The sequence below is a fragment of the Pseudomonas sp. HMSC063H08 genome (genome assembly GCF_001813645.1).
GTDB lineage: Bacteria > Pseudomonadota > Gammaproteobacteria > Pseudomonadales > Pseudomonadaceae > Pseudomonas > Pseudomonas aeruginosa.
Genome location: NZ_KV813393.1, coordinates 74,669 through 85,654 on the forward strand (window position 1 = coordinate 74,669; position 10,986 = coordinate 85,654).

General features: G+C 68.1%; 10 protein-coding genes. 7 read left to right on the top strand and 3 right to left on the bottom strand.

The annotated features are described in order from the left end of the window. The first annotated feature begins 9 nt into the window (after positions 1–9). A complete protein-coding gene (locus HMPREF2924_RS08650; RefSeq protein ID WP_003112050.1) occupies positions 10–1,719 on the top strand; it encodes an amidase in 1,710 nt (569 codons plus the stop codon). Between the two features lie 61 nt (positions 1,720–1,780). Further along, the gene (locus HMPREF2924_RS08655; protein ID WP_003093540.1) at positions 1,781–2,107 is read left to right on the top strand and encodes a gamma-glutamylcyclotransferase family protein; all 327 of its coding nucleotides are present in this window, start codon (positions 1,781–1,783) and stop codon (positions 2,105–2,107) included. A 15-nt stretch (positions 2,108–2,122) separates the two neighbouring features. On the opposite strand, the gene HMPREF2924_RS08660 is transcribed toward HMPREF2924_RS08655, so the two are convergent. After that, positions 2,123–3,613 (bottom strand): MocR-like pyridoxine biosynthesis transcription factor PdxR, encoded by a 1,491-nt coding sequence (locus HMPREF2924_RS08660; protein WP_003129375.1) that lies wholly within the window; start codon positions 3,611–3,613, stop codon positions 2,123–2,125. Between the two features lie 131 nt (positions 3,614–3,744). Between HMPREF2924_RS08660 and HMPREF2924_RS08665 the strand changes: the two genes are divergently transcribed. Beyond that, positions 3,745–4,203, top strand: a complete 459-nt coding sequence (locus HMPREF2924_RS08665) for a GNAT family N-acetyltransferase (protein WP_003110534.1) — start codon at positions 3,745–3,747, stop codon at positions 4,201–4,203. Positions 4,204–4,252: 49 nt separating this feature from the next. On the opposite strand, the gene dkgB is transcribed toward HMPREF2924_RS08665, so the two are convergent. Then, positions 4,253–5,071, bottom strand: coding sequence for a 2,5-didehydrogluconate reductase DkgB (gene dkgB / locus HMPREF2924_RS08670; RefSeq protein ID WP_003129373.1), 819 nt, complete (start codon positions 5,069–5,071; stop codon positions 4,253–4,255). A gap of 342 nt (positions 5,072–5,413) precedes the next feature. Between dkgB and HMPREF2924_RS08675 the strand changes: the two genes are divergently transcribed. Beyond that, on the top strand, positions 5,414–7,822 hold the full coding sequence (locus tag HMPREF2924_RS08675; protein WP_003129372.1) for a TonB-dependent siderophore receptor: 2,409 nt from the start codon (positions 5,414–5,416) through the stop codon (positions 7,820–7,822). Positions 7,823–7,886: 64 nt separating this feature from the next. Here HMPREF2924_RS08675 and HMPREF2924_RS08680 read toward each other — a convergent pair whose 3' ends face one another. Further along, complete coding sequence (locus HMPREF2924_RS08680) at positions 7,887–8,315, bottom strand: Rrf2 family transcriptional regulator (protein WP_003115857.1); 429 nt, start codon at positions 8,313–8,315, stop codon at positions 7,887–7,889. A gap of 83 nt (positions 8,316–8,398) precedes the next feature. Here HMPREF2924_RS08680 and HMPREF2924_RS08685 point away from each other — a divergent pair, with 83 nt between their 5' ends. From HMPREF2924_RS08685 to xth, 3 genes are all read left to right on the top strand, one after another. Beyond that, positions 8,399–9,331: an NAD(P)/FAD-dependent oxidoreductase gene (locus HMPREF2924_RS08685; protein ID WP_003129359.1), complete on the top strand. Its 933-nt coding sequence runs from the start codon at positions 8,399–8,401 to the stop codon at positions 9,329–9,331. A 135-nt stretch (positions 9,332–9,466) separates the two neighbouring features. Then, complete coding sequence (locus HMPREF2924_RS08690) at positions 9,467–10,030, top strand: type 1 glutamine amidotransferase (RefSeq protein WP_003129358.1); 564 nt, start codon at positions 9,467–9,469, stop codon at positions 10,028–10,030. A gap of 22 nt (positions 10,031–10,052) precedes the next feature. Continuing rightward, a complete protein-coding gene (xth, locus tag HMPREF2924_RS08695; protein WP_003129357.1) occupies positions 10,053–10,838 on the top strand; it encodes an exodeoxyribonuclease III in 786 nt (261 codons plus the stop codon). Positions 10,839–10,986: the final 148 nt, after the last annotated feature.

The following is a 10,986-nucleotide window of genomic DNA, read 5'->3' on the forward strand; positions in this document are numbered from 1 at the left end:
GGTGACAGCATGATCGAGGTCACCGAGGTTTCCATCGCCGAGCTGCGTGACGCGCTCGAGTCCGGTCGTACCACGGCGGTCGAACTGGTCCAGGCCTACCTGGCGCGGATCGACGCCTACGATGCACCCGGCACGCCCACCGCGCTGAACGCGGTGGTGGTGCGCAATCCCGATGCGCTGGCCGAAGCACAGGCCTCCGACGCCCGCCGGGCGCGTGGCGAGACCCTCGGTCCGCTGGACGGCATTCCCTACACCGCCAAGGACAGCTACCTGGTCAAGGGCCTCACCGCGGCTTCCGGCAGCCCGGCGTTCAAGGACCTGGTGGCCCAGCGCGATGCCTTCACCGTCGAGCGCCTGCGCGCCGCCGGGGCGATCTGCCTGGGCAAGACCAACATGCCGCCCATGGCCAACGGCGGCATGCAGCGCGGCGTCTACGGCCGCGCGGAGAGCCCGTACAATGCCGCCTACCTCACCGCGCCCTTCGCCTCGGGGTCCTCCAATGGCGCCGGCACCGCCACCGCGGCCAGCTTCGCCGCCTTCGGCCTGGCCGAGGAAACCTGGTCGAGCGGGCGCGGCCCGGCGTCGAACAACGGCCTGTGCGCCTACACCCCTTCGCGCGGGGTGATCTCGGTGCGCGGCAACTGGCCGCTGACGCCGACCATGGACGTGGTGGTGCCCTATGCGCGGAGCATGGCCGACCTGCTGGAAATCCTCGACGTGGTGGTCGCCGACGATCCCGATACCCGCGGCGACCTCTGGCGCATGCAGCCCTGGGTGCCGATCCCCAAGGCCTCCGAGGTACGCCCGGCGAGCTACCCGGCCCTGGCCGCAGGCGCCGAGGCCCTGGCCGGCAAGCGCTTCGGCGTGCCGCGCATGTTCATCAACGCCGACCCCGATGCGGGCACCAGCGAGTCCCCCGGGATCGGCGGCCCGACCGGCCAGCGCATCCATACCCGGCCCTCGGTCATCGCCCTCTGGGAACAGGCGCGCAAGGCCCTGGAAGCCGCCGGCGCCGAAGTGATCGAGGTGGACTTCCCGCTGGTGTCGAACTGCGAAGGCGACCGACCCGGCGCGCCCACCGTGTTCAACCGCGGCCTGGTGTCGAAGGAATTCCTCCACGACGAGCTGTGGGAACTCTCGGCCTGGGGCTTCGACGACTTCCTGCGCGCCAATGGCGATCCGAAGCTGAACCGCCTGGCGGATGTCGACGGCCCGCAGATCTTCCCCCACGACCCCGGCACCCTGCCCAACCGCGAGGGCGACCTGGCCGCCGGCATGGACGAATACGTGCGGATGGCCGAGCGCGGCATCAAGCCCTGGGACCGGATCGCGACCCTCCCCGATGGCCTGCGCGGCCTTGAGGAAACCCGGCGGATCGACCTCGAGGAGTGGATGCGACGCCTGCGCCTGGACGCCGTGCTCTTCCCCACCGTCGCCGACGTCGGCCCGGCGGACGCCGACGTCAACCCGGCCTCGGCCGACATCGCCTGGAGCAACGGTGTCTGGGTCGCCAACGGCAACCTCGCCATCCGCCACCTCGGCGTGCCGACGGTCACCGTACCGATGGGGGTGATGGCCGACATCGGCATGCCGGTGGGCCTGACCTTCGCCGGCCGCGCCTACGACGACTCGGCGCTGCTGCGCTTCGCCGCGGCCTTCGAGTCGACCGGCTCGCGGCGTATCGTGCCGCCGCGTACTCCACCGCTGGCAAGCAAGTGAAAGGCGTGGGCGGAAGGCTTCACGTCTTGCGCCCACGCTGTTCCGTTCAAGGGAGTTATCGATGCAGCGACTCTTCGTCTACGGCAGCCTCGGCCCCGGCCGTCCCAACGAACACCTGATGCAGAAGATCGGCGGGCAGTGGCAGGCGGCCAGCCTCCGCGGTCGCCTGCTGGAAAAGGGCTGGGGCGCCGGGATGGGCTTTCCGGGCCTGGCGATCGACGCCGACGGCGAGGAAATCCACGGCCATGTGTTCGTCTCCGACCGCCTCGCCGAGCACTGGCCCGCGCTGGATGAATTCGAAGGCACCGAATACCGGCGCGTGGCGACCCGGGTAACGCTGGCCGACGGCGCCCAGGTCGATGCCTACGTCTACGCCCTGCGCGACTGAACGCTTGCCGGCGACCTAGGGATTCGCACGCAAACCGCGCAGGGTCTTCGCGAGGACCCCGACCGCCGCCTCCAGCTCGTCCGTGGTGTAGGCGGCGAAGCCCATCAGGAAACCCGCTCGCGGTGGCGCGGCGAGATGCAGGGCGCTGAGCCCGACCAGCTCGACACCGGCGCGGTATGCCGCCGCGATGGCGCGCGTTTCGTCGATTTCCGCGCAGAGCAGCCCGGGCATCTGTAGCCCGCCGGCCGGCACGCGCGGCTCGACCAGGCCGCCCAGACGCTTGCCTACCCGCTCCGCGAGGAATCCCAGGCGCTCGCCGTAGAGGTTGCGCATGCCGCGCACGTAGGCGCCGAAGTGGCCGCCGGCGATGAAGCGCGCCAGGGTCAGTTGCGCCAGCGAGGCGTTGTGCCCGTCCTGCAGGGAGCGGGCGACGGTCATCGGTGCCACCAGCGCCGGCGGCAGGACCATGTAGCCGATGCGCAGGCCGGGAAACAGCGACTTGGTGAACGTGCCGATGTAGAGCGTCCGCTCGTGGACGTCCAGGCCTTGCACGCAGGCGGTGGGCCGGCCGGCGTAGTGGAACTCGCTGTCGTAGTCGTCCTCGATGATCCATGCCTGCTGCCGCTGCGCCCATTCGATCAGCGCCAGGCGACGCTCCAGCGACAGGGTCACGCCGGTCGGGTAATGGTGCGACGGGGTCAGGCACAGCGCCCGCGCCGCCTGCGGCTGGGCGAGGATCGGCTCGGGCCGCAGGCCCTGTTCGTCGACCGGGACCGGCAGGCACTCCAGGCCTGCGGCCTCGAAGGCCTTGCGCGCGCCGTAGTAGGCCGGGTCCTCGACGAATATCCGCTCGCCGGCGTCGAGCAGCACGCTGGCGCAAAGACCCAGCGCCTGTTGCGAACTGGTCAGCACCAGTACCCGGTCGGCCGTGGCGCGTGCGCCACGCTCCAGGTTGACGTAGTCGGCGATCGCCTGGCGCAGCGGTTCGGCGCCCTGCGGGTCGCCGTGGGTCAGGGCGCGCGCGCCATATTCCTTGAGGACCTGGCGCTGCAGGCGCTCCCAGGTCGCCAGGGGAAAGGTGCGGGTCTCCGGCACGCCGGGAGCGAAGGGGCGCGGGACGAGCTGCTCGCGAACCCCGCCGCCAGCCTGCATCGCCTCGCCACGCCGGCTCAGTCGCGGCGCGCCGCCGACCCGTCGTGGAGCGCCCGCACCGCGCCGGCCGGGGGACAGCCGGGTAGCCGCGGCCACCACGCTGCCGCTGCCGACCCGACGCTCGATGAAGCCCTCGGCATGCAGGTGCGAATAGGCCGCTTCGACGGTGTCGCGGGATACCCCCAACGACTGCGCCAGCGCCCGCGAGGCCGGCAACGGATTGCCCGGCGCCAGGGCACCGTCGAGGATCAGTTGGCGGATCGCGCGCTGGATTCGCGCATGCAGCGGCAGGGCCTGGAGCTGTGGATGGAGGAGTCGCGCCTTGACCGATTCGAGCAGTGATTGCCTGAACAAATGGTCTGCCCTCGATCATCTAATTGGTGGGATATGGCAAGCCATTAGGCGGCTATAAAAACACCCGGGTCAAGACCCTCGGTCCCGGCCTCCGCCGGATCGCCCCATCAAGCCAAAGAAGGAAGCACTGGATGCAATCCCTGCACACACTGGTATCGGTACGCCCCGTGGCACACGAGGACTTCGAGCAGTGGCTCGAACACTGGAAGGCCTACCAGGCGTTCTATGAAGTCGAACTCTCGGCACAGACCACCGAGGCCACCTGGCGGCGCTTCTTCGACGAGGGCGAACCGATGCACTGCGCGGTGGCCAGCGACGGTCGCCGCCTGCATGGCATCGTCAACTTCCTCTACCACCGCTCGACCTGGGCGGCACAGGACGTCTGCTACCTGGAAGACCTCTATGTCTCGCCCGACGTGCGCGGCCAGCAGATCGGCAAGCAGTTGATCGAGTACGTCCGCCGGCAGGCCGAGGAACGTCGCTGCGCGCGGCTCTACTGGCATACCCAGGAAAGCAACCACAGGGCGCAGCGCCTGTACGACTGGGTGGCGGACAAGCCGGGCGTGATCGAATACCGCATCGAGCTCTGAACCGACCGCGCGACCGGAGCCTCGGCGCGGCGGACCCTCGACGCGGTTCTCAGTCCCAGGCCGGCGCCAGGCCCTGCGGACTGACCTCGCGGCCGTTACGCTCGAGGCCGGCGATGCGCGCCATGTCCTCGGCGTCCAGGCGCAGGTCGCGCGCCAGCAGGTTGCTGGCGAGGTTCTCGCGGCGGGTCGAGGACGGGATCACCGCGTAGCCCAGTTGCATCGCCCAGGCCAGCGCCACCTGGGCGACCGTGGCCCGGTGCCTGGCGGCTATCCCGGCCAGCGTCGGGTCCTTCAGCACCTTGCCGTAGGCCAGGGTCATGTACGAGGTGACCGCGATGCCCTGCTCCTCGAGGAAGGCGGTCAGCGCGCGGTTCTGCAAGTAAGGGCTGAGTTCGATCTGGTTGGTGGATATCTCGCCCGCACCGACCGCGGCGATGGCTTGGCGGGTCAGCTCGATGTTGAAGTTGGAGACGCCGATCCGCCGGGTCAGGCCCAGGGACTTGGCTTCCGCCAGCGCCGCCATGTACTCCGCCAGCTCGACGCCGTTGCCGGCTGCCGGCCAATGGATCAGGACCAGGTCCAACCGGTCGGTGCGCAGTTTCTCCAGACTCTCGCGCAGGCTGGCGAGCAGCTTTTCGCGGGCGTAGTTGTCGACCCAGACCTTGGTGGTGAGGAACAGCTCGGAACGCGGTACGCCGCTCTCGGCGATCGCCCGGCCGATATCCGCCTCGTTGCCGTAGATCTGCGCGGTATCGATGGCGCGATAACCCAGCTCGAGGGCGCTGCGCACCGAGTCGACGACGACCTGGCCGGTGAGGCGGAAGGTGCCGAGACCGAAGGACGGGAGGGGGTGGATGGTGGAAGACATGGCTGCGCTCCGTGGGCGGGATGACTCGAAGGAAGCGCAGTGTGGCGGCTTACATCTCTTCGATTAAGACCCGAATCGAGCAAATTCATTTGCGCTGGAATCACGAATCCAGGCGGCCTTCACGGGAGGTATCCAGCGGAAATCCCCGTCAGCCGCTGGCAGGACGCAGTTCATCGGATTTCTACGAATACTACTGATAACGATAATCTCTATCATTTACTCCATTTTTACATTTACATACACTTGCCCCGCCGCGAATTCCTACGCCGGTTTCCCACATAAACAAGAAACGCAGCCGGTCGCGCCAACGGCCTGCCTGCGCCGCCATCCAGGACACTGCAGATGAAACACGTCGTTTCCAGTGCGTTATTGCTCGGTCTCTCCTCGCTTTCCCTGGCCGCCCAGGCCGCTCCCATCGCCCTTGACCTTCCCGCTCAGCCCCTGGCCGCATCCCTCGAGCAATTGCAGGGCGCCAGCGGCCTGCGCATCCGTTTCGACCGCGCGACCGTGGCCGACCGGCGCGCACCGGCCCTACGCGGCACGCTGGAGCCGAGCGAGGCACTGCAGCGTCTGCTCGCAGGTTCCGGACTGAGCGGGGAGGTACGGGGCGGCGACGCCTGGGTCGAGGCCGCGCCGACAGGTGCCGGCATCGCCCCCGGCGACAGCGTCGACCTCGGCGCGCTCAGCGTGGTCGCCACCCAGGACCCGGCCACCGCCGCCATCACCGAAGACAGCGGCTCCTACACCACCCGGGCGATGCGCACCTCGACCAAGCTGGCGATGTCGATCCGCGAGACCCCTCAGTCGGTCAGCGTGGTCACCCGCCAGCGCATGGACGACCAGGGCATGCGCGACCTCAACGACGCGGTGAAGGGCGTCACCGGCCTCACCGTGCAACAGTACGGGCCGGCCCGGGTGAAGTACGCGGCGCGCGGCTTCGACGTCGACAACATCATGTACGACGGCCTGCCGACGAGCATTTCCACCTATACCCAGGACGTCATTTCCGCCGCCGACCTGGCCATGTTCGACCGCGTCGAAGTGGTGCGCGGTGCCACCGGCCTGATGCAGGGCGCAGGCAACCCGGCGGCGGCGATCAACATGGTGCGCAAGCGTCCGACCCAGGACTTCCGCGCCTCCCTGCAAGGCAGCGTCGGCTCCTGGGACCGCTATCGCAGCGAGGCCGACGTTTCCGGTCCGCTGAACAGCGAAGGAACCCTGCGCGGCCGCGCGGTGGTCGCCTACCAGAAAGGCAACAGTTTCCAGGACCACGTCAGCAGCGAACGCGGCGTGTTCTACGGGATCGCCGAAGCCGACCTGAGCCCGGACACCACCTTCGCCATCGGCGCCTCGAACCAGAACGACAACCGCAACGACAACTGGGTAGGCCTGCCCAGCCCGCTGGGCGGCCGCCACCTGGACCTCAAGCGCTCGTCCTACTACGGCGCCGACTGGTCCTACTGGGATACCGACACCACCCACCTGTTCAGCGACCTGACCCACCGCTTCGCCAACGGTTGGCAGATGAAGCTGGCCGCCGACAAGCTGTGGGCGCGAATCAACATGCTCGGGCTGTACAACGACTGCTACTACTCGACCACCGGCTGCGCCAGCATGACCCAGAACCCCGGCGACTACAGCTACACCGACGACCACGACAGCTATGACGCCTATGCCAACGGTCCCTTCCAGTTGCTCGGCCGCGAGCACGAGCTGGTGGTCGGCGCCAGCTATCGCCAGGAACGCTTCGACGGCCACGGCGGCTGGGGCAGCCTGTTCAACAAGGACGGCACCCCGACCGGGCCGATGGACCCGACCCAGTGGGACCCGAGTTCGACCCTCAAGCCGAGGCTGAACACCAGCCTGTGGGGCATGAAGCTCGACCAGGAACAGAAAGGCGCCTACCTCACCACCCGGTTGAACCTCGCCGACCCGCTGAAAGTGATCCTCGGCGGGCGCCTGGACTGGTACAAGGCCGACGCCGATACCGACAGCTACAAGGTCACCCGCAACGTCACCCGCTATGCCGGGGTGATCTACGACCTGAACCAGACCTACTCGGTCTACGCCAGCTATACCGACATCTTCAAGCCGCAGAGCAACTTCGACGCCGGCGGCGGCCTGCTCGACCCGATCACCGGCAAGAACTACGAGATCGGCCTGAAGGGCGAACACTTCGGCGGCGCGCTCAATTCGCAGATCGCGCTGTTCCAGATCGACCAGGAAAACCGCGCCACCGAGGACGTCGGCGGCCCCTCGCCATGCCCCTTCAGCCCCACCTCGCGCTATTGCTCGCGCGCTTCGGGCAAGGTCCGCAGCCAGGGCGTCGACCTGGAGCTGAGCGGTGCGCTGAGCGACGACTGGCAGATGATGGCCGGCTATACCTACGTCGACGCCAAGTACAAGCACGACAGCAACAAGGCCAACGAGGGCAAGCCATTCGACGCGGCCAAGCCACGCCACCTGTTCAAGCTCGCCACCAGCTACACGCTGCCCGGCGAACTGCACAAATGGCGCGTCGGCGGCGACCTGGCCACCCAGAGCAAGACCGAGGACAGCAGCACCGGTTTCCAGCAGGGCGGCTACACCGTGGTCAACGCCATGCTCGGCTACAAGGTCAGCGAACGGATCGACACACGGCTGAACTTCAACAACCTGTTCGACAAGTACTATTACAGCGGCATCGACTTCGGCAACCTCAACTACGGCGAGCCGCGCAACCTGATGTTCACGGTGAAGTACTCGCTCTGAACCCGGACCGCCGGCGTGCCTCCGCAGGCGCGGCGGCGGTGTCCGAACGGCCCTTCCAGGCGCCTCAGCAGGGCCGATAGCGGCGCTCGAACTCGCTCGCCAACTGCTCCAGCGTGACGCTCCCCAGGCGCTCCAGGAGCAACGCCTGCGCCGCCTCGAACGCCTCGCCGAGCGCTTCGTTGACCGCCTGCTCGACCAGGCATTCCGGATGATCGGTAGACAGGCCGATGGCGAAGATCGAGGATGCTCCCAGCGCCTGGTGGATATCCAGCAAGGTGATGTCCGCCAGCGGCTTGGCCAGCCGCCAACCGCCGCGATGGCCCTTCTCCGAACTCACGTAGCCTTCGTTCTTCAGCAGCGCCATGGTCCGCCGCACCACCACCGGGTTGGTGCCGAGCATCTGCCCGATGGCTTCGGAGGTCGCCGGCCCTTCGTGGCGGGCCATATGGATCAGCACATGGAGCATGCGCGAGAGGCGGGTGTCGTTTCTCATGGACGGCGGACTCGTGGAGACGGAAAAGCCATGAGTATCTCTCGCTACAGAAAAAGTTACGAGAGCGTTGACAAGCGCCCATCATGAAACTTACGTTGTTGCGTGACTATCCGAATGGGAGATACGCCATGACTTTCGACGTGATCATCGTGGGCGGCAGCTACGCCGGCATCTCCGCGGGCATGCAACTGGCGCGGGCGCGGCGCAGGGTGCTGGTGATGGACACGGGACTGCGGCGCAACCGCTTCGCCCGGGCCTCCCACGGCTTTCTCGGCCAGGATGGCCGCGACCCGGCGGCCATCGTCGATGACGCCCGCGCCCAGTTGCTGGCCTATCCCAGCGTCGAGTGGCTGTCCGAAGCCGCCGTCGCGGCGAAGAAGGAGGCTGACGGTTTCGTGGTGAAGGCCGCCAACGGAGAACGCTTCACCGCGCACCGGCTGATCCTCGCCAGCGGGGTCGCCGACGACCTGCCGGAGATCCCCGGTCTTGCCGAGCGCTGGGGACGGCACGTGTTCCATTGCCCGTATTGCCACGGCTACGAACTGGACGGCGGGCCGATTGGCGTACTGGCGGCCTCACCGCTGGCCATCCACCACGCCCTGATGTTGCCCGACTGGGGAGCGACCACCTTCTTCCTCAACGGCGTCTTCGAACCGGATGCCGAGCAAATGTCCAGGCTGGACCGGCGCGGCGTGGCGATCGAGCGCGACGCCGTGGTCGCGCTGGGCGGCGCGCGCGCCGACGTGACCCTGGCCAGCGGCCGCACGATTACGCTCGCGGGGTTGTTCACCCAGCCGCGTACGCGCATGGCCAGCCCGCTGGCGGCGTTGCTCGGCTGCGAGTTCGAGGACGGCCCGAGCGGGCCGTTCATCAGGACCGACGGCATGCGCGAAACCAGCGTTCCCGGCGTCTTCGCCTGCGGCGACGCGGCGCTGGCGGCCGGCAACGTCGCCATCGCGGTGGGCGACGGCGCGCGCACCGGTGGCGCGGCGCATCATTCGCTGCTGTTCCGCTGACGCCGGAGGCTGACAGGCCAAGGATCCGGCCCACCGCCCGGCAAATCTTTCGAACTCCCCGGCGCTCCAGCTTTCCACTCTCCTGCATGTCACGCCACGGCGCCCGCCACGGGCGCCCCAGCAGAGGAGAAAACCATGACCGCGAAGCTGCAAGGCAAGAACGTCCTGGTCATCACCGCCAACACCGGCATCGAGCGCGACGAGCTGCTCGAACCGCTGAAGACCCTGAAGCAACAGGGCGCCACGGTCACCCACGCGACCATCGAGGGCGGCGAAGCGCAGACCTGGGTGCACGACAGCGAGAAGGACCTGATCGTCAATTCCGACGCCAGGCTGCAAGGCCTGCGCGCCGAGGACTACGACTTGCTGCTGGTCCCCGGCGGCACGGTGAATGCCGACACCCTGCGCCAGGACAGCGAGGCCCAGCGCCTGGTCAGGGAATTCAGCGACGCAGGCAAGACGGTCGCCGCCATCTGCCACGGCCCCTGGCTGCTGATCGACGCCGGTGTCGCCCGCGGCAAGACCCTGACCTCCTATTCCAGCGTGCGTATCGACCTGACCAACGCCGGCGCGGACTGGGTCGACACGCGGGTGAAAGTCTGCCCGGCGAACGGCTGGACCCTGATCACCTCGCGCAACCCGGGTGACCTGCAGGCGTTCAACGAAGCCATCGGCGAAGCCCTGCAGGCGGCCGCCTGATCCTCATTCGCGGAGACAAGCGGTGGACACCCTGAAGATCGCCACCTTCAACGTCAACGGCATCCAGACCCGGCTGGCCGCGCTGCTGGCCTGGCTGGAGCGGGAAGCGCCGGACATCGTCTGCCTGCAGGAACTGAAGACGCCCGACGCGCGCTTCCCCGCCGCGGCGCTGGAGAGGGCCGGATACGGCGCGATCTGGCAGGGCCAGTCGGCGTGGAACGGCGTCGCCATCCTCGCCCGCGACAGCCAGCCGCTGGAGGTACGCCGCGGCCTGCCGGGCAACGCCAGCGATCCCCACAGCCGCTACCTCGAAGCGGCCGTCGACGGCCTGCTGGTGGCCAGTCTTTACCTGCCCAATGGCAATCCCCAGCCGGGACCGAAGTTCGACTACAAGCTGGCCTGGTTCGAGCACCTCATCCGCCACGCCGCCGAGCTGATGGAGAGCGGCCATCCGGTGGTGCTGGCCGGCGACTTCAACGTGGTGCCCAGCGACTTCGATATCTACGACACCCGCTCCTGGAAAAAGGACGCCCTGCTCCAGCCGGAGTCCCGCGAGTGCTTCGAGCGTCTCCTGCGGCAGGGCTGGGTGGACGCGCTACGCCAGCGTTTCCCCGACCGGCGCATCTATACCTTCTGGGACTACTTCCGCCAGCACTGGCAACGCGACGCCGGGCTGCGCATCGACCACCTGCTGCTCAGCGCCAGCCTGGCGGACCACCTGGAAGACGCCGGGGTGGATCGCTGGGTGCGCGGCGAGGAGCACGCCAGCGACCACGCGCCGGCCTGGGTAAGCCTGCGCCTAAGCTGAAAAGCCGATGGCTGCCTCGCGACGCCAAGCCGGGAACAACGCAGGACCGACAGGCCCTGCGCCTCCACCGCTATACCACTTCAAACCACGCCTTGCCGCTGACAGGCGGCGCAATACAGGGCAATCGCATGAACGCCTGCCGATTTGA

Bases quoted from the DNA above. Each gene is read 5' to 3' on its own strand.
- HMPREF2924_RS08650 (WP_003112050.1), top strand. From the start codon at position 10: ATGATCGAGGTCACCGAGGTTTCCATCGCCGAGCTGCGTGACGCGCTC.
- HMPREF2924_RS08655 (WP_003093540.1), top strand. From the start codon at position 1,781: ATGCAGCGACTCTTCGTCTACGGCAGCCTCGGCCCCGGCCGTCCCAAC.
- HMPREF2924_RS08665 (WP_003110534.1), top strand. From the start codon at position 3,745: ATGCAATCCCTGCACACACTGGTATCGGTACGCCCCGTGGCACACGAG.
- dkgB (WP_003129373.1), bottom strand. From the start codon at position 5,071: ATGTCTTCCACCATCCACCCCCTCCCGTCCTTCGGTCTCGGCACCTTC.
- HMPREF2924_RS08675 (WP_003129372.1), top strand. From the start codon at position 5,414: ATGAAACACGTCGTTTCCAGTGCGTTATTGCTCGGTCTCTCCTCGCTT.
- HMPREF2924_RS08680 (WP_003115857.1), bottom strand. From the start codon at position 8,315: ATGAGAAACGACACCCGCCTCTCGCGCATGCTCCATGTGCTGATCCAT.
- HMPREF2924_RS08685 (WP_003129359.1), top strand. From the start codon at position 8,399: ATGAAACTTACGTTGTTGCGTGACTATCCGAATGGGAGATACGCCATG.
- HMPREF2924_RS08690 (WP_003129358.1), top strand. From the start codon at position 9,467: ATGACCGCGAAGCTGCAAGGCAAGAACGTCCTGGTCATCACCGCCAAC.